At 70.1% G+C, this 23991-nt stretch carries 23 protein-coding genes, 1 tRNA gene and 1 pseudogene; 6 read left to right on the forward strand and 19 right to left on the reverse strand.

The window, feature by feature from the left end; genetic code table 11:
- Nucleotides 1–31: 31 nt before the first annotated feature.
- From ACFWBN_RS22430 to ACFWBN_RS22465, 8 genes are all read right to left on the reverse strand, one after another.
- The gene (locus ACFWBN_RS22430; RefSeq protein ID WP_385178655.1) at nucleotides 32–1705 is read right to left on the reverse strand and encodes an AMP-binding protein; all 1674 of its coding nucleotides are present in this window, start codon (nucleotides 1703–1705) and stop codon (nucleotides 32–34) included.
- On the reverse strand, nucleotides 1702–3594 hold the full coding sequence (locus ACFWBN_RS22435; protein ID WP_385178656.1) for an FAD/NAD(P)-binding protein: 1893 nt from the start codon (nucleotides 3592–3594) through the stop codon (nucleotides 1702–1704). The genes ACFWBN_RS22430 and ACFWBN_RS22435 overlap by 4 nt, the downstream gene beginning before the upstream one ends.
- Before the next feature lie 5 nt (nucleotides 3595–3599).
- A complete protein-coding gene (locus ACFWBN_RS22440; RefSeq protein WP_385178657.1) occupies nucleotides 3600–4979 on the reverse strand; it encodes a methylaspartate mutase in 1380 nt (459 codons plus the stop codon).
- Nucleotides 4976–5452, reverse strand: a complete 477-nt coding sequence (locus ACFWBN_RS22445; protein WP_385178658.1) for a cobalamin B12-binding domain-containing protein — start codon at nucleotides 5450–5452, stop codon at nucleotides 4976–4978. The genes ACFWBN_RS22440 and ACFWBN_RS22445 overlap by 4 nt, the downstream gene beginning before the upstream one ends.
- Before the next feature lie 152 nt (nucleotides 5453–5604).
- Nucleotides 5605–6018, reverse strand: a complete 414-nt coding sequence (locus ACFWBN_RS22450) for a cupin domain-containing protein (protein WP_385178659.1) — start codon at nucleotides 6016–6018, stop codon at nucleotides 5605–5607.
- Nucleotides 6011–7525: a vanadium-dependent haloperoxidase gene (locus tag ACFWBN_RS22455; RefSeq protein ID WP_385178660.1), complete on the reverse strand. Its 1515-nt coding sequence runs from the start codon at nucleotides 7523–7525 to the stop codon at nucleotides 6011–6013. Before ACFWBN_RS22455 ends, ACFWBN_RS22450 begins: the two co-directional genes overlap by 8 nt.
- Before the next feature lie 94 nt (nucleotides 7526–7619).
- On the reverse strand, nucleotides 7620–8258 hold the full coding sequence (locus ACFWBN_RS22460) for an HD domain-containing protein (RefSeq protein ID WP_385178661.1): 639 nt from the start codon (nucleotides 8256–8258) through the stop codon (nucleotides 7620–7622).
- A 108-nt stretch (nucleotides 8259–8366) separates the two neighbouring features.
- The gene (locus ACFWBN_RS22465; protein ID WP_385178704.1) at nucleotides 8367–8897 is read right to left on the reverse strand and encodes an HPP family protein; all 531 of its coding nucleotides are present in this window, start codon (nucleotides 8895–8897) and stop codon (nucleotides 8367–8369) included.
- A gap of 316 nt (nucleotides 8898–9213) precedes the next feature.
- Here ACFWBN_RS22465 and ACFWBN_RS22470 point away from each other — a divergent pair, with 316 nt between their 5' ends.
- Nucleotides 9214–9768 (forward strand): TetR/AcrR family transcriptional regulator, encoded by a 555-nt coding sequence (locus tag ACFWBN_RS22470; RefSeq protein WP_385178662.1) that lies wholly within the window; start codon nucleotides 9214–9216, stop codon nucleotides 9766–9768.
- Nucleotides 9769–9806: 38 nt separating this feature from the next.
- Here the strand turns inward: ACFWBN_RS22470 and ACFWBN_RS22475 are convergent, their stop codons facing one another.
- The 7 genes from ACFWBN_RS22475 to ACFWBN_RS22505 all read right to left on the reverse strand — a co-directional run bounded on the left by ACFWBN_RS22475 (nucleotide 9807) and on the right by ACFWBN_RS22505 (nucleotide 16802).
- Nucleotides 9807–10352, reverse strand: a complete 546-nt coding sequence (locus tag ACFWBN_RS22475; protein ID WP_385178663.1) for a GNAT family N-acetyltransferase — start codon at nucleotides 10350–10352, stop codon at nucleotides 9807–9809.
- A gap of 183 nt (nucleotides 10353–10535) precedes the next feature.
- Nucleotides 10536–11432 carry an alpha/beta fold hydrolase gene (locus ACFWBN_RS22480; RefSeq protein ID WP_385178664.1) on the reverse strand — a complete coding sequence of 299 codons (897 nt, stop codon included), beginning with the start codon at nucleotides 11430–11432 and terminating at the stop codon, nucleotides 10536–10538.
- Between the two features lie 167 nt (nucleotides 11433–11599).
- Entirely contained in the window at nucleotides 11600–12784 is a 1185-nt protein-coding gene (locus ACFWBN_RS22485; protein ID WP_385178665.1) for an FG-GAP repeat domain-containing protein, read from the reverse strand.
- Between the two features lie 443 nt (nucleotides 12785–13227).
- Nucleotides 13228–13302: transfer RNA gene (locus ACFWBN_RS22490), tRNA-Trp, on the reverse strand.
- Nucleotides 13303–13595: 293 nt separating this feature from the next.
- The gene (locus tag ACFWBN_RS22495; protein WP_385178666.1) at nucleotides 13596–14888 is read right to left on the reverse strand and encodes an MFS transporter; all 1293 of its coding nucleotides are present in this window, start codon (nucleotides 14886–14888) and stop codon (nucleotides 13596–13598) included.
- Between the two features lie 17 nt (nucleotides 14889–14905).
- Nucleotides 14906–15445 carry an ArsR/SmtB family transcription factor gene (locus ACFWBN_RS22500; protein WP_385178667.1) on the reverse strand — a complete coding sequence of 180 codons (540 nt, stop codon included), beginning with the start codon at nucleotides 15443–15445 and terminating at the stop codon, nucleotides 14906–14908.
- A gap of 424 nt (nucleotides 15446–15869) precedes the next feature.
- Nucleotides 15870–16802, reverse strand: a complete 933-nt coding sequence (locus ACFWBN_RS22505; protein ID WP_385178668.1) for an NADP-dependent oxidoreductase — start codon at nucleotides 16800–16802, stop codon at nucleotides 15870–15872.
- 93 nt (nucleotides 16803–16895) lie between these two features.
- Between ACFWBN_RS22505 and ACFWBN_RS22510 the strand changes: the two genes are divergently transcribed.
- Together ACFWBN_RS22510 and ACFWBN_RS22515 are read left to right on the forward strand one after the other, a co-directional pair.
- The gene (locus tag ACFWBN_RS22510; RefSeq protein WP_385178669.1) at nucleotides 16896–17831 is read left to right on the forward strand and encodes an AraC family transcriptional regulator; all 936 of its coding nucleotides are present in this window, start codon (nucleotides 16896–16898) and stop codon (nucleotides 17829–17831) included.
- Nucleotides 17832–18172: 341 nt separating this feature from the next.
- Nucleotides 18173–18700 (forward strand): hypothetical protein, encoded by a 528-nt coding sequence (locus ACFWBN_RS22515; protein ID WP_385178670.1) that lies wholly within the window; start codon nucleotides 18173–18175, stop codon nucleotides 18698–18700.
- A 955-nt stretch (nucleotides 18701–19655) separates the two neighbouring features.
- On the opposite strand, the gene ACFWBN_RS22520 is transcribed toward ACFWBN_RS22515, so the two are convergent.
- The 4 genes and pseudogenes from ACFWBN_RS22520 to ACFWBN_RS22535 all read right to left on the reverse strand — a co-directional run bounded on the left by ACFWBN_RS22520 (nucleotide 19656) and on the right by ACFWBN_RS22535 (nucleotide 22289).
- Nucleotides 19656–19823, reverse strand: a complete 168-nt coding sequence (locus ACFWBN_RS22520; protein ID WP_385178671.1) for a hypothetical protein — start codon at nucleotides 19821–19823, stop codon at nucleotides 19656–19658.
- A 1066-nt stretch (nucleotides 19824–20889) separates the two neighbouring features.
- A complete protein-coding gene (locus ACFWBN_RS22525; RefSeq protein ID WP_385178672.1) occupies nucleotides 20890–21237 on the reverse strand; it encodes a hypothetical protein in 348 nt (115 codons plus the stop codon).
- A gap of 170 nt (nucleotides 21238–21407) precedes the next feature.
- Nucleotides 21408–21738: pseudogene (locus ACFWBN_RS22530) on the reverse strand (PaaX family transcriptional regulator); the annotation flags it as partial.
- 140 nt (nucleotides 21739–21878) lie between these two features.
- A complete protein-coding gene (locus ACFWBN_RS22535) occupies nucleotides 21879–22289 on the reverse strand; it encodes a DUF3052 domain-containing protein (protein ID WP_385178673.1) in 411 nt (136 codons plus the stop codon).
- Between the two features lie 318 nt (nucleotides 22290–22607).
- Between ACFWBN_RS22535 and ACFWBN_RS22540 the strand changes: the two genes are divergently transcribed.
- From ACFWBN_RS22540 to ACFWBN_RS22550, 3 genes are all read left to right on the forward strand, one after another.
- Entirely contained in the window at nucleotides 22608–22898 is a 291-nt protein-coding gene (locus ACFWBN_RS22540) for a hypothetical protein (protein WP_385178674.1), read from the forward strand.
- Between the two features lie 277 nt (nucleotides 22899–23175).
- Nucleotides 23176–23475, forward strand: coding sequence for a hypothetical protein (locus tag ACFWBN_RS22545; RefSeq protein WP_385178675.1), 300 nt, complete (start codon nucleotides 23176–23178; stop codon nucleotides 23473–23475).
- Nucleotides 23476–23551: 76 nt separating this feature from the next.
- Nucleotides 23552–23983: a hypothetical protein gene (locus tag ACFWBN_RS22550; protein WP_385178676.1), complete on the forward strand. Its 432-nt coding sequence runs from the start codon at nucleotides 23552–23554 to the stop codon at nucleotides 23981–23983.
- Nucleotides 23984–23991: the final 8 nt, after the last annotated feature.

Consider the following 23991-nt stretch of genomic DNA (forward strand, 5'->3'; position numbering starts at 1 on the left):
AAACAACCGGCCGCTACCGGCGGTTGTTCCGTCACGCGGGACGGAATTCCTCACCGCCCAGGGTCCGCGCCGCGCGCAGCACGCTGCGCTGGATCTTTCCGGAGGCGGTCATGGGCAGTTCCTCGGCGAATTCGATGGCACGGACCGACTTCTCTTCCGGGAGGTCGTGCTGGGCGTGGCTCAGCAGTTGCAGGGCGGTCGCCCGCGTCGCCTCCCGGCCGGGGGCCATGGTGATGAAGGCCTTGGGGATCCACATCCCGATCGGGTCGGGTACGGGCACGACGGCGGCCTGCCTGACCGCCGGATGGCGTAACAGGACCGCTTCCAGCTCCAGGGGAGCGATGCGGTGGTCGAAGGACTTGAACATGTCGTCGCTGCGGCCCGCGTAGTGCAGGGCGCCGGTCTCGTCCTGGGTGACCAGGTCGCCCGTGTGGTAGCGGCCTCCGGCGAAGACCGCCGCGGTCTTGGCTCCGTCACCGAGGTAGCCGCTGAGCATGCCGGCCGGCCGGTTGGCGAGGTCCAGACACAGTTCGCCCGGTACGCCGGGAGGGGCCGGGGTCCCGCTGCCCGACTGGGCGACGATGACCTCGTATCCGGGCATCGGCCGGCCCATGCTCCCCGGGCGGGGCCTGTGCCCGGGGGGATTGCCGATCTGGCAGGTCGTTTCCGTCTGCCCGTAACCGTCGCGCAGCACGACGCCCCAGGACGACTCGACCTGGTCCATCAGCGCGGCCTCCAGCGGTTCCCCCGCCGACGTGGCCTCCCGCAGGGCGTCCGGTCGCTTCCCCAGGCCCGCGGCCGCCATCCCGCGCCAGACGGTGGGCGGTGCGCAGAAGGTGGTGACGCCGCGCGTGCGCAGGGCTTGGAGGATGTCGGACGGGCCGGCCTCCGGTGAGGAGAGAACGAGCAGGGTGGCTTCGGCGTTCCAGGGCACGAAGAGGGAACCCCACGAGTGCTTGGCCCAGCCGGGCGCGGAGATGTTCAGGTGGACGTCTCCGGGCTGGACTCCGTTCCAGTACATGCTGGAGAGGTGGCCGACCGGGTAGCTCGTATGGGTGTGGACGACCATCTTGGGCTTGGACGTGGTGCCCGAGGTGAAGTAGCAGAAGAGCGGGTCGTCGGCCCCGGTCGGCGCCCCCGGTACGAAGGGCCCCTCCGGTGCGCCGTACGAGTCCTCGTACGAGGCCCAGCCCGCGACCGGCGGCCCCGTGCAGATGCGTGTCCACCCTCCGGAGATGTCGGCGAAGTTCCCCGTCAGCGCGCTCTCGGTGAGGACGTGGCTGATGCCCGCGCGGTGGATGCGGTCGGCCAGGTCGGCCGGCGGAGCGTTCGGGTAGGTGGGGACGATGATGGCGCCGAGTTTGATCGCCGCGAGGATCGTCTCCCACAGGGGCAGCACGTTGGTGAGGGCGAGCAGCATCCGGTCCCCGCGCCTGACTCCGATCTCCCGGAGCCACAGGGCGACCTGATCCGAGCGCCGGGACAGCGCGGCGTAAGTGAGCAGGGTGTCGCCGTCGTCGCCGATGAGGTGCAGTGCCGTGCGGTGGTTGTCGCGGGCGACGACGTCGAACCAGTCCAGGGCCCAGTTGAACCGCACCAGCTCGGGCCAGGCGAAGGCGGCTCGGGCGGCCTGCAGGTCGGTGCGGTGCGTCAGCAGGGTGTCGCGCGCGGCGCGGAAGCGCTCGGTCGCGGTCAAGGTGGTCATGAGGTCTGCCCCTTGCCCAGCAGGACCCGGTGGTCGTCGGTGGCCCGGCCGGCGGGTGCCGGTGGCTCGGCCGCCGGGGCGAGGGGGTGCAGCATCGCCTCGGCGATGGCCTGCGCGTCCTGGCGGAACAGCGTGTTCAAGCCCGGCTTGCCGCTGCCGACCTGGGTGAACCAGCGGGTGTGCTCGGTGGGTATCCCGAGTGCGTAGAGCCCGTCGTGGACCCTGCCGTCCGCCGCGATGGCCCGGAAGGGCGCCGTGGTCACGTTCAGGCCGCCGGTCGGGACGGGCGGCCCGGTGTCGGGGCCGGTGCGGAAGTACTCCGACACGATGCCGCGGGTCACCAGGCCGGTCATCAGCGCGGAACCGTCCAGGTGCAGGTCCGGAGTCGGGATGCGGGCGTCGATCAGGGTGGTCGCGAACCGGACCGAGCCCTCGACCTGCGCGGAGCCCACCCGGAACCGGCCGCTCTCCTCGTCGGCGGTGAACTGTGTCCCGGGACCGGCCACCTCCACCACTCCGGACTCGATCAGCACCACCAGCTGCTCGACCCGTTCGGCGGGCGGGCCGGCGGACAGCAACGCGTTGACGGGAAGGAAGTCCAGCACGAACTCCTCTTCGTGGGACCGCGGGAGCAGCCCGCCGAAGTCCACCGCCTCGCGGACGACGTTGCGGATGTCGCGCAGGACGTCGAGAGCCGCCTTCAGCGGTCCGTGGCTGTTGCCCAGAGCGGCCTCCGCCAGGTCGGCGCGCATCAGCGCGAGGAGCCGGTCGGTGAACTCGCCGGGGCCGGCGAAGGTCTCTCCCTCGAAGGGGCGCGCGAGCCTTCGCAGGTCCAGCTCGGGGGGCGGGCCATCCGCGCCGCTGCGCCGCCACACCTCACGGTGGACCTCCTCCAGCTCCAGCAGGAGCAGGGGGAAGACGTCCTCGGCGAAGGACAACTGGCCACTGCCCGTGCGGCCGGCACGGCGGGTGCGCGCCCGGGCGACCGCCTCCTTCGTCAGGAACCGGGGGCGGTGCGTGTGGTCGGGAGCCTTCTGGTTCACGCCGCGCGCCGGGATCGGCAGTCCGCTGCGGGAGCCGGCCACGATGTGCGGCTCGCGGCCGCTCGCCAGGTAAGTGAGGTCTCCTCGGGCGGTCCGCTTGAACTCCCCGCCACGGCCGACCGTGAGCGCGAGCATCACGTCGTAGAAGGAGAGGCCGAGGCCGCGGATCGCCACCGTGCTGCCCGGTGCGACGGTGCTCTCGTCCAGGTCCATGTCGGCGGCGGAGTCGCCGCACACGTACCGGACGCGGCCGCCTTGTCCGGCGGCGAAGTCGAGCATCCGCTGCTCGAAGGCGTCGGGGGTGTTCCTCGGGTGGCCGGTGGCCAGCAGCACCTGGTCGGCGGCGATCAGGTGGGGCGGGGCGTCGACTTCGAGGAACCAGCCGCCCACCGGGCGTGCGGCGAGCGAGGTGATACGGGCCTTCGTGCCGATGAGCTCGACATGGGCGGGCAGGTGCTCCTCGATGGTCCGGTAGACCGACCGCAGGTAGCGCCCGTAGGTGCGGCGGGTGGCGTAGCCGTCCGTGTGGAGCGGGACCTCACCCGGCTCGGCGCGCGACCACTCCTCCAGGGAGGGGCCGGCTCCGGGCCGCCACGGGCCGCCGTCCGGGCTGCCGGAGTACATGGTGATCTGGCCGGCCACGGTGTTCATCGTGTACCAGTCGTCCTGGTCGGTGCGCCAGACACGGCCGGCGCCCACTTCGACACCATCGATGGCGTGGATCCGTACCGGGCGCGCCGGATCCGACGCGGCCAGCTGGACGGCGAGGCTCTCCAGGACCGAAATCCCGCGCGGTCCGGTGCCGATCACCGCGAGTGTCAGGGGGGCGGTCGTATGGTTGGTCATCGGGGTCAGCCCTTCTGGGAATGGGACGGGCCCAGCGCGTGCCGGCCGGCGTCCGCGCGGTCGAGGGCAGGTCCGTCGAAACTGCGCTGCACGTGGCCGAGCATGCGCAGGAACCCGTCGGCGGTGAGCCGGGAGGCGCGGGTCGGGGGGACGGCGCGGACGGGCATGGCGCCCGCGGACAGCCACTGCAGCCGGCCCTCGCCGTCGATGTAGGCGCGGGAGCGCTGCGCGTTGTCGGCGTGCAGGCAGTACGGGACGTCGAGGTAGCCGCGGCGGAAGGCCTTGAGCAGGGCGGGGCCGGGGTCCGTGTCGAGTTCGAGGACGGCGTCGACCAGGGCGCGCGCCTCCTCGTACATCGCTTCGGCTCCGTCGGTCACCGCCGGGTCGGCGCTCACGGGGTCGGCGCCCAGCAGGCCGGGCGTCTTGATCGGGGCGGCGCCGTCGAGGACCGTCGAGGCGGCCCGGGCGGCTTCCTCCAGCGCCTGTACGTTGTCGGCGATGGTGGGGATCCGGTGGGCCTCCGCCGGGGTCTTCACGATGAGCCGCTCGGTCCCCGTCACCCGGGCCAGAACGGCGCTGCTGCGCAGCAGGTCCAGGGCGCCCTCGGAGGTCTGCGGGAAGACGCCCATGTAGGTGTAGAGCACGACGTGCCACTCGGTGCCGGTGAGGAATTCCCCGGCCAGCCGACGCAGGGCCGCGAGCGCCTCCACGTCCTGGCCGAAGCTGGTCTGCTGCGCGTAGCTCAGGGAGATGCTGGTCAGTCCGTGGTGCCGGAAGAAGATGCCTTCCAGAACGGACAGGGCGACCAGGAGGGAGGGTGGGCACAGCTGGCCGAGCATGCAGCCGCCGAAGCTCTCCAGGTGGGCCCCTTCGACGCGTTCCGCGAGGAGCGCGCAGCTACGGGACCAGGCATCGACGGACTCGTGGAGCGGGGTCCGGCTGTAGGGCAGGCAGTACGAGACCGGGCCGCCTTCGGTCGCGTCGAGTCCCGCGTCGAGCAGCGCGCGGACGATGCCCAGCGGGAGCGGGGAGCCGTGGCGCACCTGGATGGCGAACCCGGGATCGCCGAGGCTGTCGATCATCTTCCGGGTGGTCGTGGCCCCGTGGGCCACGATCGGGAAGCCGTTGAGGTCGCTGCCGGCGGCCAGGGCCTGGCGTGCCGATGCGTGGTCACCCACCCTCGTGTAGCTGTCGAGGGTGATGGTGCCGACCGTGGTGGCGCGGGCCGCCTGGACGGCGGCGAGGCCCCGGCGCATCTCGGCCACGGTCGGCATGCCCATGCGGGGCTGGACGACGAGGCGGCCCTGCTGCGCGGCGGTCCGGACCGCGGAGCCGAACCGTACCCGCGGGAAGGGGGGCGGCTCCGTGGGAGCGACGACGCTCACGCGACGGGCTCCAGAACTCCGGGCGCCCCCGTCATGGCGAGGTAGTCGCGGAAGCTGCCGATGCCTTCGCCGTCCTCGAAGACCGCGTCGAATCCGGCGTCCATCAACGCGGGGCCGAAGCCTTCGCCTTCGCTTCCGCGCGTACCGAGCTTGCCGCCGATCACGACGGGCAGCCGGGACACCGATTCGGTGCGGCGCAGGCGGGAGATCAGGCGCCTGCCGTCGAGGAATCCATGGCCGTTGACGCTGCTGATGACGACCATGTCCGGCTGGACGCGTTCGCATTCCGCGATGAGCAGCTCGTCGGGCACGCAGGCGCCTATGTTGACCACGTCGTGGCCCATCTCCTCCAGCAGGATCTGCAGGAAGACGAGGTTCCACGTGTGGGAGTCCGATGAGGTGCTGGAGACCAGAACTCGTCTCTTCCGCTCCGGGGTCGGGGAGATATCCTGTGGGGGCCTGTCCAGAATCATGTGTGTCACTTCCCAGGGATGCCGTGGTGCTGTGTCCGGTCGATGGGGCGTGCCCCGGGCGGTAGGACGCCCGGAGCACGCCGCTCTCACCTGCCGGTCCCGAGGGACCTCAGGCGGTGTGTACAACGATGTTCACGAGGTTGTGTACGAGGTCAGGAAGCGGCGGAGACGACCTCGCGGATGGGCTTCTGCGGCTCGCGGGCCTCGGCCGGGCGGGTCCGGATGGCCAGGACGGTGCAGCCCGAACTACTCGACATCTGGTGCTCGGTGCCCGGGCCTTCCACGACGAGGTCGCCCTTGACGAAGGACGTGCCGTCGCTGTGGTCGAGCTGACCGTCCAGTACGAGCATCAGCTCGTAGCCGGTGTGCTCGTGGAAGTCGCCGTGGGCGGTCGGCGGGAAGCGCAGGAGCAGGCCCACGGAGTCCTCGCCGGTTTCCGCGTCGGGGGCCCACAGGACGTGGTGTTCGACTCCGACCCGGCCGGGCTCGGCCCAGGTCGACCATTCGATGTCCTTCAGCTCGAACCCGCTGCGGAACACGTTCTTGATGTACTCGATCTCAGCCACCGACTGTCTCCTTGTGCGTTCCGTTGATGTAGCTCTGGCTCTTGGCCCAGACGTCACGGGCCAGCTTGCGGCCCTGCTCGTCGGCCACGGTGTGGTCGAACTCCCAGTGCACACCGCCCCACAGGCGGGACTCTCCGACCTCCTGCGCGGCCGCGCTGAAGGTGTTCCACTTCAGGCCGATGTCCTGGCCGGGGGCAGCGGTCTCGATCTTGGAGCTGCCGGCCTTGATCGTCCCGGTGGCGCCGTAGCGGTCGGAGCCGGTGAACTGCTTCAGGGTCTCGGCCCCGGCAGCGGTGAAGCCACTGTGGCCCGATCCGTACGCGGCGAAGGCGGGCGTGTTGAGGTAGGGCCGCCACTGGGAGCCGTCGATGGTCTGGGTTCCCTTGCCCGGGCCGGCGTAGCCCTGGATCTGCTCGCCGGCCTTGGCGTAGCGGATCATCGTGATCGGGCGGGCGTAGTCGTAGTCGACCTTGGTCTTCCAGTCGACGACTGCCTCGTCGCCCTGCGCGAGGTTCAGCGCGAAGTACATCTTCACGTCCTCGTCGAGCGAGTGGCGGTCGCGCTTGGAGACGAAGGCCGCCCATTCCTGCGGTATCGAGGAGGAGCTGCTGCCCCGGTACTGCCAGTGCTCGGCGATGGCCTTCTGGCGTTCGGTCAGGTTCGCGTTGCGCTGGATCTGTGCGTCGATGGCTGCGTTCGCCTCGGCGGAGCCGTACTTCGGCGGCGCGGGCGGGACGTACGCGGCCGGGTCGTCGATCGCGAACGGCTTGACCGTCGCGAAGTGCGGGGTGATGAACTTGTGGGTCGAGCCGCCGACCGTCAGGGGAGCCCAGCGGTCCGGAGCGACCAGGGCCGCCTTGTCGAACGCGTTGATGTCCTGGGGCGGGTTGACCGGCTGGTAGTAGCCCTCGGGGGTGGCGTACGCCGGCTGCGCCTTCTGCTGCGATCCGTCGGCGTGGCGCACCGTGAGGAGTGCGTCGGTCGCCGTCGCCGCCACGGAGGCCGGCGAACCCGGCGTCGGGGCCTGGGACTTGGCCTCCGCCGGGTCGTAGCCCTGCGCGCGGAGCTGCTCGTCGAACGAGGCCTGCTGCAAGGGGAAGAGGTCGCTCAGCGCCCGGTGGGCGGCGAAACTGACCGCCTTCCGCTTGTTGGCCTCGGTACGTTCCGCCCACGGGCGGCGCAGCTCCCCGCCGCGCTGGGTGCCCACGGCCCGGCGGTCGTACGCGGCCCACGTGTCGTAGATCGCGGTGTGGACGACGGCGAAGGTGCGTGCGCCGACGGGGGGCGGAGTGGGGTGCGGTGAGCCCTGGTTGTTCACGTTCAGGGCGGTGGCGATCTGCCGGTTCCAGATCAGGACCGCGTTGTCGCCGCCGCGCCCGTCGAGGGACGCGTCCGGGGTGCCCGCGTAGGACGGTGAGGTGAGGGTGGTGGTGAGCAGGGCGGCCGCGATGGCTGAGGAGACGCCCCAGCTCATTCTGCGGGACAGGGTGGCGTGGCGAGTTGCCATGGTTCTCGGAAATCCCTTGGAGAGAGTAGGTACGGAGTTCATGCGGAATTCATCGGGGCCCACGGAATTTCGTGGGCTTCGGTCGCCAGGGGCTTCAGTTCGCCCAGGGGGAGTTCTCGATGATTTCCACGAAGTTGGGGCGAACGTAGCCCGGGGTGAGGCGCTCCAGCACATCGGCCTTGATGTTGCCGAAGGTGGTGGCCGGGCGACGGGTGATGCCGTCGTTGAACGCCTGGACGATGTTCCGCTTGAAGTCGGGGCGGGGGTGCTCCGCCACGACCGCGGCACGGACTTCGTCGGACACGTCGTGGTAGCCGATGCCCAGGACGTCGAGTTCGACTCCGGCGGTGACCAGGGCGATCTCGGGGGCCATGCGGGTGGGGATCTCGGGGGTGGTGTGCAGTGCGATCGCCTCCCACACCACCCGGGCCCGGTCCTCCTCGATCCCGTTGGCCAGGAGGAACTTGCGCGCCTCGTCGGCTCCGTCGATCTCGAAGCGCTGGTCGTTGTCGCGGTAGGGCTCGGTCAGGCCGAGGTCGTGGAACATGGCGCCGACGTAGAGCAGCTCGGAGTCGAAGGCGAGGTTGCGGTTGCGTCCCTGGAGGGAGCCCCAGAGGAAGACGCGGCGCGAGTGGTGGTAGATCAGGTCGTCGGTCGCCTCACGGATCAGCTCGGTGGCCTCCTTGGCGAGCCGGCTGTCCGGGATCTCGACGTCTGCGATACGAAGGGTCATAGTCGACTACCTCTTGACTGGTTGTAAGCGGAAGGGATGGGCGCGGGGGAGGGGCCGGCCCTTGGGGGAAGGCCGGGCCCGGGGCAGAGGCCGCACAGGGGCCGCCTGCTACCACCAGTACGTGGGGTACGCGGGCCCCGGGCGCAGCCGTGCGGCGAGCACGCCCACGAGGACCAGCAGGGCTGCCGCGAGGGCGAGCAGCGGCAGGTAGAGGAACGCGTCCGGCCGCGTGAGGACGACGATCACGGCGGTCGCCGCCGCCGGCGAGTGCGGGGTTCGGGCGGCCATCATGACCCCGAGGGAGATACCGCCGGCGACGGCAGCCGCCCAGAGCGAGCTCCCGGCGACCGCGTACACGGCGAACCCCACGCAGGCGGACAACAGCTGACCGCCGATCACGCTGCGTGGCTGCGCCAGCGGCAGGGCGGGTGCGCCGAAGACGAGGGCCGCGCTCGCCGCGAGGGGCGGTATGAGCAGGGCCTGTCCCATGACGAACCCGAGACCGACCAGGGCGACCAGCCCCGAAACCGCCGCCGCGGTGGCGACTGCCACCGTGGCCCACGGCGGCCGGGGCGGAGCCTTGCTGGACAGTGCCGTCCGGTCCGCCGCTGATGCGGTCTGGGTGCTGGGCACGCTGATGACACCTCTCCCTTTTCGAGCAGAAATGGAATGCGGAATACCGATTGCCGGTGGCCGAACGAACCGGCCCGGCAACCTCGGCCGGGAATCGGCGACCGGACCACAATGTCCCGCCGACCTCGGCTGTTCCGCTCCTTGAAGCTAGATCGAAACGCTCCGGGTGGGCAAATAGGGAGCCTGATGGGGGGCATAGATGTTTCAGGCCATAGGTTTTTCCGCGGTTCCCTGTGCTTGCCCCAATGGGGCACTCCGCTTATGCGCCGCTACGGCAGAAGGTTCATTCTTCCCGGCGGGACTCGTATTACGCTGACGCCCCATGAACGACCCTCAAGACGACGACAAGGCCCGGACCCGCCTGCTGGACGCGGCGGAAGAACTGTTCTACGCCCATGGCATCCGAGCCGTGGGAATGGACCGGATCCGCACGGCCTCGGGGGTCCCCCTCAAGCGGCTCTACCGGCTCTTTCCGGCGAAGGACGTACTGGTCGCGGCCTACTTGGAGCGCCGCGCCGCCCGCTGGACGACGAGCCTTCGGGCAGCGGTGGCGGCCCGGCCCTCGGATCCGCTGCCGGCCGTCTTCGACTGGCTGGCCGAGTGGTGCTCGGAACCCGGCTTTCGAGGCTGCGGGTTCCTCAACGCGTGGGGCGAACTCGGTTCCGGTCCGGCCGGTGTGCTGGAGGTGGTACGCCGTCACAGGGCGGAATTGCGCTCCGTGCTGGCCGGGATCGTGGAGCCGGGCTCCCGCTCTCCGGAGCTGGCGGACCAGCTGCTGATCCTCTTCGAGGGCGCGACGGCGGTGGCGGCACTCTCACCCGGCCCCCTGCCGGCGCGGCAGGCGCGCGAGATGGCGGAGCTGCTGTGCCGGCGTTGAGCGGGCTGTTTTCCGTGCCCCCAGGTTCTGATCTTCGATCAGGTCTCGGACGAGTCCGGACCCCGCATGGCGCCCGTCAGCGGGGCCAGTGTGCGCCATCCCATCGTCTCGTAGAGGGTTCGGCCTTCCGGCGTCGCGCCCAGTACGCCTGCCGTGGCCCCCTGCCCCGCGGCGGCGGCGGTGAGCCGATGCATCACCAGGCGTCCCAGGCCGCGGCGCTGGTGGGACGGGTCGGTCTCCACCTGGTCGACGACGGCGCTGAGCCCGGTGACGGCGATCTGGCCGCGCGCGGCGAATGCGCCGTCGGCGGTGCGCACCAGGGCGCGGGTGACGCCGGCACGAGTCCAGGTGGTCACCCGGTAACCGTCGGGTGTTTCGGTCAGGGCCCGGGCCCGGGCGTGGGCGTTGGGTAGCGGGGCGGACATCAGGTAGCCGGCTCCACCGGCGAGGTGCCAGCCGGGGGCAAGCCAGGGTTCGAGTGTTTCCGGTGGGACGAATGCCTTCAGCCAGACACCGGGCGCGGTGGCGTGCTCGGTGACCTTGCGAACGGTCGCTTCGTCCGCGGAATGCAGGACGTGGCGCATGACGTGTCCGGGTAGGCCGACGTCGATGGTGAAACCCCAGGCATGGGGCACAGGTTCGGCTGCGCTGCGCGAAGCGGTCCAACCGTGGACCCATGCTCGTGCGGCCTCGGCCGTGTGCGTGAAAGGCAAGGTTCCCCCGAGTAGGTAAGAGACGAACTCGCAAACGCGGTCGACGCGGCCTGCCTAACGGGCCAGCAGGCCGGCCACGGCGTCGGTGAATGCTGCGGGGGCCTCTTGTGGAACGTTGTGTCCCACTCCCGGCAGGAGCCGGTGTTCGTACGGCCCGGTGAAGTGGTCGCGGTCCTCTGCCGCGCTCGGACCGCATACGCCGTCGTCGCCGCTTTCGAGCACGACGGTGGGCACGGAGATCGGCGGCTGGGCGGCGATGAGGTCTTCGAGTTCCTGGTAGCGGGGGTCGCCCTCGGCCAGGCCGAACCGGTGCCGGTAGGAGTGGATCACCACGTCGACGAAGTCGGGATTGTGCAGGCTCGCGGAGCTGGCGGCAAAGGCCGCGCTCGCACCGGCCCAGGTCGGCGACCAGGTGCGCCAGAGCAGCTCGCACAGTTCATCGCGATTGCGCTCCAGACCGAGGCGCCCGCGCTCGGAGTGGAAGTAGTACTGGTACCAGTAGGTGCGCTCCCATTCCGGGGACGACGGTTCCCCGGCGTGGGCGAGGTCCTGGATGTTGTAGCCGCCCACCGTGACCAGGCCGCGGACGCGCTCGGGACGCAGGGCGGCAGCGATGCACGCGGCCCGGCCGCCCCAGTCGTAGCCCGCGACGACGGCGCTGCCGATGTCCAGCGCGTCCATGAAGTCGAACAGGTCCTGGGCGAGCGCTGCCTGCTGTCCGGAGCGCACCGACGTACCGTCACGGAACCGGGTCGGCCCGAAGCCACGCAGATACGGTGCGAGGACGTAGGCACCCTGGTCGGCCAGGTCCGCGGCAACGCCGTCGAACGCCCTTACGTCGTAGGGGAATCCATGGAGCAGGATCACCGGCGTGGCATCGGGTTCGCCCGCGTACTCGTAGGCGATGTCCAGTACCGGGGTCGCAACCCGTCCTGATGATGAGAAGGTCATCGCGTGATCATTGCACGGCCCCGCATCGCACTCCGGTGCAATTTCTTCGGGGCACACGGACACGGGCCACGGGCCACGGCAGCCCAACGGACGCGGGCCTGCCCGCCGGCTGGTGCCGGTGGACGGGCCCGCGCCGTCGCCGCTTCGCGACCGGGCGGCGACGCGACTCAGATCATGTTCTTGTAGATGTTCCAGCCGGTGCCGAACTTCACCCGGGCGGTGAAGGTCGCGGTGCCGGCGTTGCCCGTTGAGGTGTACAGGTACATGTCGCCGCTCGGGAGGCGGGCGAGCACATCGCCCTTGCTGTCGCCGTCGATGTCACCCGGCACGACCAGCATGTCGTACACGTTCCAGCCGGTGGCGACCTGCTCCCGGGCGGCGAACGGCGCGGTGGACGTCCCCGTGCCCTTGTAGAGGAACAGCCGGCCGGAGGTGTCCCGGGCGAGCACGTCGGGCCGCCCGTCGCCGGAGTAGTCGCCGGCGCCGACGATCGCGTTGTAGGCGTTCCAGCCGGTGCCGACCTTGACGCGGGCCTTGAGGGGGGCGGTGGCGCTGCCGGATCCCTTGTGGAACCACAGCTCGCCGGTCAGGGTGCGGGTGAGGACGTCGCCGAGGCCGTCGCCGTCGACATCGCTGGCGCCGACGATCTGGTCGTATATCCCCCAGCCGGAGCCGACCTTGACCCGCGTGTTGAAGGGGTTGCTGACGCTCCCGGTGCCGGTGTACAGCCACAGGTCGCCGGCGTGGTCGCGGGCCAGCAGGTCGGGGCGGTGGTCCCCGGTCACGTCGCCGGTGGCCACGAGGCGGTTGTACTTCTGCCAGCCGCGGCCGGACCACAGGGGCGCCGACGTGCTCTTCAGACCGGCCTCGTAGAGCGTGAGCACGCCGTCGAAGGAGAGGGAGAGCAGCTCGGCCTTGGTCGTGCCGCCGACGTCGCCGACCGGCAGCAGGTCCTTGAACGAGGACTCGGGATCGGTCTTGTAGATCGCGTAGTCGCTCCAGGACGAGATCGACGACAGGTAGACGCCCGTGCTCTGGTCGTACTCCATGACGATCATGTCGCTGATGCCGTCGCCGTCGACGTCATGCCGCGGCGGGGCCGCGGCGGCCACCCGCGCGAGGGGCGTGGCGCGGCCGGGCAGGACGACGCTCGGGTACTGGCGGTCGCTGCGCGGTGCGGCCTCGGAGTCCGAATCCGCCGCCGGGCCCGCCGCGGGCCGGGCGGGGGCGGAGCCGGGTATGAGGTGCTGCGGGGCTGCGCTGCTCGGGGCGGCGGCCAGGACGCCGGCGGCCAGGGCGAGTACGCCGCCGGCGGCCAGTGCACGCAGTCGTCCGCGGTGCGATGAAGTCAAGATCCCCCCTGAGGATCGAGCCGGGGCCCGCCCGGACACGTCTTGCTGTGTGCTCGGAGACACGCACCCATGCGTGAACGGTTCCCCCCCCTCCATCCGTTGCGATCTCTCGGTTTCGTTTCGTGACAGTGGTTTGAGAGACAGTGCGGTTTTGTGTGTTGGTGCCGGCCGGCGCCTGGCGTCAGGCGCTCGGGCGAAGGCGGACCAGGAGCGTTGGATGCGGCTACTGAAGGCGGATCGTGATGTTCGGGGTGGCGAAGCTGCCGGGCCAGAAGTCCCCCACGGGGCCACGGCTGCCCGTACTGCTGGACGCCGGGGCACCGCACGGGGTGTGGCCGACGAAACCCGCTGCCGCTCCGCATGATCGCTTGTGCCCAATTGGGCACATCCAGGCCCTGGGCGCTTGGGCTGGGCCGGCCCTGTCCCGTCCAGCCCGGTGTGGGCGGAGCCGGCCGGATTTGAACCGGCGTCCTCGCGATTTTGGAGACCGCGCGCGTCGACCTCTGCGCTACGGCTCCGCCCACCCGACATCCTAGGCAGACCCACCGTCCTCACCGTGCCCAGACGATCCCCGGCTTGGCGAGTGCGCGGAGCCGATCGGCGTCGAGCCGGTCGCGGCAGGCGCGCCGGTTTCGGGGGATCATGATGCCGCCCGTAGAGAACCGGGCGGGTGCCCCCACTGGGGCGTGCCGGCCCCCCCGGTGTCCTGGTCGTTGGCGTACGCCTCGCGCCGTGCCGCACTCCATGGCGTCTGTCCAGCTGGTGGGGGGCGTCATGTGAAGCGTGCGACATTCCCGTAGTCGCCGAAGCCTCAAGCCTGATCGACTGACGCCCCTGGAGAGGTGGCACGCTCCTGAACGCGATCCCGGGAGTTCGGGTGATCTGGATCATCGGCCTGGGCGGCGGCACGCAGCGCCGCCTCAACCCGGCGGTTGCTCGTCATGGTCGACGTGACGGCAGTCATGGTGAGGAGGAGGCCGGCGGCAGTGTAGAGCGGGGTGCGTACGTCGTAGGCGGTGGCCAGCCAGCCGCCGAGGAAGGCGCCGAACGGGGCGGCGCACATGCCGAGCATGCGGGAGGTGGAGGCGACCCGGCCCATCAGATGGGCGGGGACGATCGTCTGCCGGAGGGAGGGGGCGAGCACCATCGTGGCACCCACGCCCGCTCCGCAGACGGCGAGGGCGAGGCCGGCGACGTACGGGTTCGGGGCGGCGGCAAGGCCCAGGATGGCGAGTCCCTCGACTGCGGCCGTGCAGGTCAGCGCGGCGCCGGTGCCGAGTCGTCGGCCGAGGAAGGAGGCGATGCCCGCGCCGAGCAGACCGCCGGTGGCCTCCGCCGTGAGGAGCAGGCCGAAGCCGAAGGTGTCGATGCCGAGCCGGTCGTGGGCGAAGAGGGCGAGGACGGTCTCCATGGCGACGAAGGCGATGTTCCCGACCGCCGGACGCAGCGCGAGTCCGAGCAGCAACCGATCCCGGAATACGTACGAGGCGCCGGCCCGCGCCTGCCGCAGCAGCGACTCACGGGCCTGCGGTACGGGCCGGGGTACGGCAGGCAGCGACCGTACGAGCAGTGCGGAGACCGCGAACGAGACCGCGTCGGCGAGCAGCGGAACCGCCCGCCCGAGCGCGAGCAGGGCACTGCCGGCGGGCGGTCCGGCGAAGCCGGACGCGGCGGTCTGGGTGCCGCGCAGGCGGGAGTTGGCGCGCTCCAGCAGCGCGGGGTCGCGGCCGAGCAGATCCGGCAGAAAGGCCGTGGCGGCGGTGTCGAAGAAGAGTCCGCCGAGGCCGAGGAGGAAGGCGACGGCCGCGAGCAGTGGGATGCTCAGCACGTCGAGCGCGACCGCTGCCGCCGGTATCGCGAGCAGCACCGCACGTGCCGCGTCCGTGACCCACATCGTGCGCCGACGGTCCCAGCGGTCCACCAGCGCACCGCCGAGCACCCCGAAGAGCAGCCACGGCAGCGTTCCGGCGGCCGCGACGACGGCGAGCGCCATCGGATCCCGCGTCAACGTCAGCGCGAGCAGCGGCAGCGCGGCATGCGTCACCCCGTCACCGAGCGAGGACACTGTCTGCGCGGTCCACAGCCGTCCGAACCCGGTCGGCAACTTCCGAACGTCTGAAGTCACTTGGCGTCCCCCTCGACCTGCTCGCGCGATGCCGGGTGGAACAGTGCGAAGACGAGTGACGCGTCCGGCAGCGACGGATCGGACAGCTCCCGGTACTCGTCCGCCAGCGCCTGCAGCCGCGCCCCCAGCTCCGCGAACTGCTCCTCGGTGAGCCGCAGATGCGCCATCCGCACGTGCCGCTCGCCATCCACCGGCGCTGCCTCCAGGTCCGCCACCGCATGCCGCATCAGCACATCCGGCCCTCCCTCGCCCGGATCCGGCAGCACGATCGCCCGCGCGGCCATTGCGTAGTACCGCTCGGTGACCCCCCGGACCTTCCGCGTTCGCACCACCTTCACCAGGCCGGCCCGCTCCAGCAGCCGTACGTGGTAGCTGGAACTCCCCTTCGCGAGGCCCACTCGCTCGGCGATCTGCGTAATCGTCGCGGGCTCGAAGCGGAGCACGGCCATGATCCGGTGGCGCGTGAGATTGGAAACGGCGCGTAGCTGCTCGTCAGTGGTGACGTGGAACGTCTCGGGAAGATCATCGGTAGGCATGTCCCCAATGGTCAACACTTCTTGACCATTAGGCAAGGGAATTTTCGTTCGGGCTTCCGGAATCGGTTGTTCAGTACGCGAGGCCTTCGCTCCCGCGCCCTCCGAGCCACTCGTGCGCACCGGGACTGCGGCATCCTCGACTGCACGCCCACCGACCTGATCGCCACCTCGGCCCAGAACCTTCCGGCCGGCCGCGCCGCCGGCGAAGAGACGCCGATCAACCTGGCCGCCCGCCGACCCAGACGGCCCGATCTGTCGACGGCTTCCGCCCGGTCTACTGAGGATGTGTGGTGGTGCGAGCTGGTCGGGCGGGGGCCGGTTGATGGAGCCGGCGCCGTGCTCGGCCTTGCTCGGCCAGGTACACGGGAACGTGCCCAGCGACCGGCCGGCGCGGGACCCGAGATCAAGGGCCGGTCACCTGGGCTCAAGGGATGATGATGACCTTGCCTCGGGTCCGTCCGGTTTCGCTGAGGTGGTGGACGTCTGCGAGGTCGGTCAGTGGCCGTGATTCGCTGATGTCGATGCTGAGCGTGGCCGCGTCTACGAGTTCCACGAGCGCCGCAAGATGTGCGACATCGTTGCGGGCGACCATGTGCATCGCGCTCACCCCGGCGTCGGCAGCCGGCTCGATCGGGGTTGCGATCGAGATGATCCTCCCGCCGCGCTTCACCAGAGGTGGCAGAGCTGCGGCGGCCGGTGGGCTCAGCGGGACCAGGTTGAGCAGGGTGTCCACCGGGCCGTCGAGCGCGGCGCTCACCAGCCCTGCGGTGTAGTCGATCACTTGGTCCGCCCCATGCCGCAGGACCACCTCGGTGCTCCGAGGGCTGGCCGTGGCAATCACCTCCGCCCCCGCATACGTGGCAAGCTGCGTCACGAAGCCTCCGACGCCGCCACCCGCGCCGTTCACCAGCACCCGCTGACCAGCGCCCACCTTCCCGTGCTCGAACACCGCCTGCCAGGCCGTCAGACCGGCCACGGGAAGGGCCGCAGCGTTCGCGAGAGGGATGGAAGCCGGCGCGGCGACCAGCACGGCAGCGGGCGCGCGGACGTACTCGGCAGCCGCACCCCCGCCGTCGAGTCGCCCGATGACCTGGTCGCCGACGGCGAAGCCCTCCGTCCCCGGGCCGATCTCGGTCACGGTGCCGGCGAGGTCCCAGCCCAGCGTGTAAGGCAGTTCCGCGGGGAAGAACGACTGCAACAGCCCGGCTCTCAGAGCGGCTTCGGTGGGATTGAACGAGGTCGCGGCGACACGGACAAGCACTTCACCGAAGGCGGGCCGCGGACGGGGGACGGCGTCGTAGCGGATCACGGAGGTATCGCCATACTCGTGGATGCGCGCGGTCTTCATCATCGTCATGCCGCGAATCTACGACCGCATTCGGAGACGATCCATGTGCCAGACTGCCCAGTTCATGCGCGTGCGTCTCGCACCCACCCGTACTCTCGGCGCATGGATGTACTCAGCGACATAGTCGCGGTGACACGGACCGGCCGGCCCCGGTCGGCGCATGTGCGGTGGCACGCCCCGTGGGGACAGGAGTTCGCCTCCGTCCCCGGGTCGGCGGGCTTCCAGGTCATCCTGCAGGGGTCCTGCTGGCTACTGCCTCTGAACGGGGAACCCGTCCAACTGAGCGCGGGCGACGTGGTATTCCTTCCCCACGGCAGCGGGCACACCCTGGCCGACAGCCCCGCATCCCTCGTGACGGCTCCCGCATGCGGACCCGACGACCGCGAGCCGTACGACGCCTACGCCGCGGACAGCGTCGACCGGAGCGGAGATGGCGGTCCGGTCACCGTAGTGCTCTGCGGGGCCTACCAACTCGACCCGTCCCGCACCCACCCGCTGCTGCTGACCCTCCCGGATCTGATCCACTTGCCGGCACACTCGGGCCGTCATCCTGAACTGCGCTCAGCCGTGCAACTCCTGGCCGCCGAGCTGGAGAACCCTCGTCTGGGCACGGACGCAATCGTCCCCGCCCTCCTGGACACACTGCTGCTGTACATCCTGCGCATCTGGTTCACCGAACAGCCCGCCCGAGGAGAAACCACCGGATGGGCCGGCGCACTGAACGACCCACCGGTCACCGCCGCCCTCCACGCCATCCACCGAGACCCGGCAGCACCCTGGACCGTGGCGAAACTCGCTGCGGAAGCCGGACTCTCCCGGGCACCGTTCGCCAGACGCTTCGCCCTGCTGATCGGCCAACCGCCCCTCGGCTACCTGACCTGGTGGCGGATGGCCACGGCAGCACGCCTGCTCCGCACTTCGGACGCACCGTTGAGATCCATCTCTGCCCAGGTGGGCTACGCATCCGAGTTCGCCTTCGCCAACGCGTTCAAACGCACGCACGGGACCGCACCCGGAGCGTACCGGCGGAACAGTTGATCCGGAGCGGCAAACCTGAGCACGCATCCCGTTTGACGAAGCGATCGCCTTTCCCACAGAGCCGCTGCCGGCAGGAAAGGCCGCCAGGTGAACGGAACGGGGCAGCTTGTCCAGGAACGACAGGGGGCGACGATCATTCGGGCATGAGACCCGAAGTGCAGTGTTCGTTGCTGACGGCACCGGGCCGGGAGCAGTCTCGATCAGGTGCACGAGCGTCCAGGCGACGCCGTGGCAGAGGCGGGTTCCAGACCGGGCGGCCGGAGGGCGTCTTGTCCACGCCACAGCCGCGCGGAAGGATCGACCCAGCACACGGACCATCACCACCGAGGGGGAAGAATACGGTGAGCAACACGCTGCTGTATCCGGATGGTTGGCTCGTGCTGGGGTTGCCCTGGCCGGAGCAGACCCGTGATGGCTGGGGAGAGTGCGCCTTGGCCATCGCCCCGCAGACGATCCCTCGCAACCTCGTCGGCAAGGAGGCCGGCACCGCGCTCGACCTCGCGACGGGTCTGGCCCGCGACCGAGCCGACGGGCCGGGCAAGGCCGTCTTCTTCTCCGACATCACCCTCTGGCTCGACAGGCACGGCAAGGACTGGCGTGCGCTCGGGATCGATTACGAGGCCGTCATCGACGAACTGGTGGGGGCCCAGGTCCCGCAGCTCTACATGACGCTGATGCAGAAGGCCCACGCCATCCTGTGCGACGCCAGCCGCGAGGGCCTACGCCTCCACTACAGCAACGGCGAAGTCGAACACGTCACCCCACAGGTACGGGCCGACGTCCACGCCGCGATCACCACGAGCCTGGAGGGGGACTGGCCGGCTTACATCCAGGACCTCATCGACCGCGGAGCGATCCGGGCCCGCTGACCCGCACTGCCCCACCGGACCCCAGCCTCACCCGGGCCGGGGTCCGCCGACTTCCCTTGCGGCCTCGTACCGCGCGGCGTGACGCCTGCCGGCCGAACCTTCCGACGGCCCACGCCTACGGCCCCTGCTGATGAGCACCCCCACGCCCCGCCCTCGCCACCTGAGCCCCGTCCCAGTCCGGACCATGTGTGCGCTGACCTCTTGACTGCACCTTCTCCGACTCGTCGCCTACCCCAGCCGTCGCTGGACCCCGACGCCTAGATACGGTCGTCAGAGACGCCACTGGGTGTCCTACGTGCTACCGGCAACTGAGCAGACAAGCACGACATCGTGGAAGCAGTCCGGGCGCGGTATGCCCGTCCGGAACCGACATCCCCAGGAAGCACTGAGCTTGTTCTCTAGCCCCTGGACCATTGGCCGGCCGCTGAATTGGGCCGAGGTGCTGCGTGGCCGTCGCCGCGGCCCTGCCCGCCGACGGGTTCCCCGACATCGTCGGCGCGCTAGCTCACCCGCACATCGTCCATATCGACAGCATCGGCACCCTGGCCCGCGCCTAACTCGTCAGGAGCGACAACTCGGCGGCCTGCTGTTCGACCGCTCCAACCGACGCCGGATCGGCCTGACCCCGGTCGGCCGACAGTTGCGTACGGATCTGCAGCCGGTCTACGTCAGCCTGCACGAGAGCCTCGAACCGCGCTCGGATGGCCGCCCGAGGCAAGACCGCGCGTCTGTGCGTCGGGATGCTTGCCCTTCAACGTGCCCGCCCTCCACCGCTACTGGGAGACCTTCCGGAGCCGCCATCCGGAGTGGGAACTGCAGCTGCGCCGGGCGCCGTACGTCGAGCCCTTCGCCAGGCTCCGCGAGGGCGACATGGACGTCTTCGTCACCTGGCTGCCGGTGGACGAGCCGGATCTCACGTCACCCTTTACTGCTCCATGCGTTACGGACCGCCCTTTCAGCCGCCGAGCCCGTCGCCCAAGCGGTATCTCCAGTGGACCTTTGTCCCGTCGCCGGCGACCAGGTCGTCGAGGAGGGAGGTGTCCTGGTCGGTGAAGGTGTGGTGGAGAGGCACCCTCTCGTCGGCGGACGTGGCGGGAATGTCTTCGGTGTCGACGGTGGTCAAGGCGTGCTCCGGATCTGTAGGTGAGTGAGCGACGCGCCGCGAGGGCGACGTGATCGACGGCGTCCCGAACAGCGCTCTCGGCCTGCTGTAGATCCTTGGGCCCCGCGCCGCGCTCATCAACACCAAAGTTCCACGGGAACCGATCACTCAGGCTTATGAATGGCCTCCAGGCTCCACGCCCGGACACCGCGCAGGCGGTGATGAAGCCGTTGACGGCGCGGATCAGGTCACGCTTTACAGCTCGTCCGGAGCCCGGTGGCTTCTGCCCGCGGGGCGGTGGGCTGGTGCCTTTTCAGACGGGGCGGGTTTTCGAGGCGTGTTTGGCTGCACTGACTTGATGTTCTGCGTGCGATCTCCCGGTCTTCGACGTCAATCCCGCCCGGTCCGGCCTGCGCGACTGGGACACGCGTCTGGGCTTTCAGGGGGTGGCGGTGTCGTCGTGGAGGAGAGGGCGGCGAGGCGTCTCGCCGCTGCGGTGGCGGTGGTGCGGGTGTTCAGGATGACGTCGCTGAGTCTCCTGACGAGGGCGACAAGGTGCGCGAGCGAGCGACGAGCTCGGGAGGTTCGCGAACTGCCGTAATACAAGATCACCCCTCTGCGGTCGTGTCGGCGGACAGCGAAAGGCCGGCCGACCACTACGCGGCGCTCCTTGAGCGGCCGAAGCCGATGTCGCTCCATGAGCCGCGCACCAGCGTGCTGCACCGGGAGTACGCCGGGGCGGTCTGGGTGTCGGCGGCCCGTAGGTCCGGGCGGCGACTGGTTCGACTGGAGGGCGGAGTGGCGGTGGAGGGGCCGGAGAGGCGTGCGAGCTGAACTCCGTACGGGAGCTGGGGGCAGGCGCTGAGCCGGCCGCGGTGCCCCGCTCAGGCTTGTCCGGTCCGCTGCGGACCTGGGTGTCTAGCGGAGCTTGCAATTGCCGTACGGACAGCACGGCGGATCTGCCGGCCTCAGTCTGAGCGGCCTCCCGGACCACCGTCAGGCGGCTGACAGGTTCGCGCAGGACGTCAGCGGCGCCGACTGCCGCACGGTGAACGCGTCACCTGTCCGACGCCGCCGCACCCGCTTCTCACGCGGGCAGCCACCCCGGCCACCACGGCGGCACGTTGTCCGGCCCGCACAGCCTCGAATCCCCCGGATACCCGTCCAGGGTGCCCTCGACGGCGAAGAACCAGATGACCAGCAACCCCAGCACGAGCACCACCGGCACCATCCGCAGCAGCGGGTGCCGGCGCGGCGTGAGCTTCGCGACCACCACGGCGCACACCGCGAAGCCCACCACCAGGACCGGGAGCAGGAAGGTCAGCTCGGCCACACCACCGGAGTCCCAGCCCGCGTCGCAGTAGGCGCGTGCGCGGGACGAGAGGGCGATCGCCAGGCATCCGGCCGCGGCGCCCAGCAGCCCGGAAGCGATCATCGAGAGGACGCCCGGCCACGTGCGGGACCTGTCTGGGGCAGGGGCAGGCGCCGGATCCGTGGGCATGGGTTCGACTCTGACTCTGTGCGGGGGGTGTTCGGTTCCTGTCATAGGACCAGGTGACGCCCCGGCCGCGGATACGGTTCCACGAACCCGGCGCCGACGTCCCGCAGCCGGTCGAAGGTGCGCCGGGTCTCCCCGTACAGGTGGGCCGGGGCGATCCACACGCCCGGCGAGACCGTGTCGAAGCCGAGCCGGGCGAGCCGGGAGCGCAGCAGGTGCCGTTTGGCGCGCTCCTGCTCGGGGACGGAGAAGACCGGCCAGCAGCCACTCCTCGGACCGGCGCGGAGCCCCGTAGATCCGCCGGTCGCCGTCCTCCAGCAGTTCGCGGGCCTCCTCGGAGAGCCAGTACGCGGCCGCGCCGTCCGCCGCGCCCTCGGGCAGGAAACCGCGCCGCTTCAGCCGGGACACCGACTAGCGGACAGGCGGAGCGTCCACGCCGGTGCCGCGCCCAGCAGGCCAATGAATGGGTGGTGTGGTGGCAGCGGTTGGTTAGATCTGGGCGGGTTCCGCCACCAAGGGCGGACGCCCACCCTCAGGGCTGGTGGGCGGGCACCGTCGTGCCGGTGCGGGGCTGTTGCTTACCGCTTGGGCGCGATCAGCTGGGAGGCGTTCCAGCCGGGGGAGGGGGTGGCAGACCTCCTCTGCTGGAATCCGGCCGACGCGGCGGCGTCCTCGACGTCCTCACGCTCCACGTAACCGGGGCGGCCTTCCTTGGGGGTGAGCAGCCACATGAAGGCACCGCCCTCAAGGCCGTCGGCGGCGTCGACCAGGCAATCGACGAGGTCTCCGTCACCCAGGCGGAACCAGATGATGACGGCGTCGGCGGCCTCCTCGTGGTCCTCGTCGACCAGGGCGGTGCCGGTCCTTTCCACGATGCTGTTGCGGACCGACTCATCAGTGTCGTCGTCGTTGCCCATCTCCCGTACGACCATGCCCGGCTCGAATCCCAGCCGGACCGCCACGTTGGCCACGTTCCGCGTCTCGCTCACTGCTGCTCCCCTGCATGCCGACACACTGACCGCGTCTCCGCCAGGTAGCCAATCAGAAACCTAGGGAGTCGATGAGACGGCTTTCAGTCGTGCCCGCGGAGCGGATCGGTTGCAGCGGGGTGACCTGCTGGCGCCGGCTCCGCCCTGGCATGAGAGGCACGACGGACGGGACCCGCGGTGGACACGGCGTGCGCGCCCTGCCCTGCTTTGCCCTGCGCCCCGGGGAGTTCCGTTCGAGGAACGGTCACCGTGGTGAGCTGCGGGTATCGGATCAGAAGCAGGCGCTGAGCCGTCCACGACATGTGCTGTACTCGGCCGATGGACATGACTTTCCGAGAGGTCCGCATCCCCCTCGACCAGGCCGTGGCGGTTGTGCAAGACCTGAACGAGTTCGTTGTTTCTCTCGACCGACTCAGATCGCGTCTGGGGTCGGGAACAGCCGACGAGAGCACCGTCGGCAGGTTCATCCTCGACTGGGACGTCCTTCGCAGGCTGGCTGAGATCCGGCGCGTCATCGACGTTGCGCTCGACGCGCAGCTGAGCGAGGAGGAGAACCTGGAGCTCGACTCCCTGTGTGAGCAGGGCCGGTTCTTCGGTGACCGCCAATAGGACCAACGGCCGCCGCTCCACTTCCGGGTGCCGGCGAAGCCCTGCGGCCGGCGGCTCAGCGTCCCGGCCGGGCAGGACGTCGACCGGGCGGCGGGCTTCCAGATCAACCAGGATCGTCGCGTAGGAGTCGCCCTTGTTGCGTAGAGCGAAGTCGTCCACTCCCAGGAATCTGACCGTGCCGACTGACGGCGGGCGGCCTGGTAGGCGGTGGCGAGTTTGTCGCATCGTGTGGCCGGGCCGCGCCACAAGTCCGGCTCGATGGCCATCGCGGTCGACGGTGACGGCACCGCCCACACCCCGTTCCACCCGCATCTGGGCCGACATCTGGTACTACGGCCGCCAGCTCACCTTCTACAGCGACGGCTCGAAGAACCTGGGCGACTACTCCTTCCGCGACCAGGCGTCGTCCACCTGCAACAACGACGAGTCCGGCGGCACGGCACTCTACGACTGGCGCACCGGGATGCCGGACCCGTGCATCATCACCGGACTGGGCGCATGCCTCGGAAACCTGCACAGCTACAGCTACCCGTACGGCGGGAACTGGGGCGACAAGGCCGACGAACTGACCATGTAACACCCCACTGTTACCCGAGCCCCCGCACTGACTACGGTGTGGGGGCTCTCCCATTCCTGCACCCGAGGAGCCCGCCTTGATCACACGCCGTCTGCTGCTGATCGCATCCCTCCTTGCACTGGCCGGATGCTCACTGGAGGACCATCCGAAGGGAGACCTCGCCGTACCCGACGGTCTCACACCCCAGCCCCACGGGTTCTACCACCAGGACGAGGCCAGGGACGGCGAACTCTTCAAGACATGGGCAGCCTCCGAAAACAGCTCGGACTGGTCCGTCGTGAGCCACGTGAAGGCGGTGCAGCGCGTGGTGGAGGGAGACGCGGTGTACGCCTACATCCACACCGACCTGAACCCGAAGAAGGACGACCCCGACATGCAGGCCCAGGCGATCGGAGAGGCGTATACACAGTGGCCTCAGCGTGCCACGGACGCGGTCCGGATCGGTGTCTTCGACGCACAGGGCAAGCGCATGGGAAGGGCCATGATGGTGGAGCCTCAGCAAAGCTGACGACATCA

Origin of the sequence: Streptomyces sp. NPDC059989, from assembly GCF_042736975.1 — a bacterium.
GTDB lineage: Bacteria > Actinomycetota > Actinomycetes > Streptomycetales > Streptomycetaceae > Streptomyces.

Excerpts from the sequence above, each read along its gene's own strand:
- ACFWBN_RS22460 (WP_385178661.1), bottom strand. The coding sequence starts at position 8,258 with ATGACCCTTCGTATCGCAGACGTCGAGATCCCGGACAGCCGGCTCGCC.
- ACFWBN_RS22480 (WP_385178664.1), bottom strand. The coding sequence starts at position 11,432 with ATGACCTTCTCATCATCAGGACGGGTTGCGACCCCGGTACTGGACATC.
- ACFWBN_RS22455 (WP_385178660.1), bottom strand. The coding sequence starts at position 7,525 with ATGGCAACTCGCCACGCCACCCTGTCCCGCAGAATGAGCTGGGGCGTC.
- ACFWBN_RS22445 (WP_385178658.1), bottom strand. The coding sequence starts at position 5,452 with ATGATTCTGGACAGGCCCCCACAGGATATCTCCCCGACCCCGGAGCGG.
- ACFWBN_RS22510 (WP_385178669.1), top strand. The coding sequence starts at position 16,896 with ATGGATGTACTCAGCGACATAGTCGCGGTGACACGGACCGGCCGGCCC.
- ACFWBN_RS22525 (WP_385178672.1), bottom strand. The coding sequence starts at position 21,237 with ATGATCGCTTCCGGGCTGCTGGGCGCCGCGGCCGGATGCCTGGCGATC.
- ACFWBN_RS22500 (WP_385178667.1), bottom strand. The coding sequence starts at position 15,445 with ATGCCTACCGATGATCTTCCCGAGACGTTCCACGTCACCACTGACGAG.
- ACFWBN_RS22505 (WP_385178668.1), bottom strand. The coding sequence starts at position 16,802 with ATGACGATGATGAAGACCGCGCGCATCCACGAGTATGGCGATACCTCC.
- ACFWBN_RS22435 (WP_385178656.1), bottom strand. The coding sequence starts at position 3,594 with ATGACCAACCATACGACCGCCCCCCTGACACTCGCGGTGATCGGCACC.
- ACFWBN_RS22540 (WP_385178674.1), top strand. The coding sequence starts at position 22,608 with ATGGACATGACTTTCCGAGAGGTCCGCATCCCCCTCGACCAGGCCGTG.
- ACFWBN_RS22430 (WP_385178655.1), bottom strand. The coding sequence starts at position 1,705 with ATGACCACCTTGACCGCGACCGAGCGCTTCCGCGCCGCGCGCGACACC.
- ACFWBN_RS22475 (WP_385178663.1), bottom strand. The coding sequence starts at position 10,352 with ATGCGCCACGTCCTGCATTCCGCGGACGAAGCGACCGTTCGCAAGGTC.
- ACFWBN_RS22470 (WP_385178662.1), top strand. The coding sequence starts at position 9,214 with ATGAACGACCCTCAAGACGACGACAAGGCCCGGACCCGCCTGCTGGAC.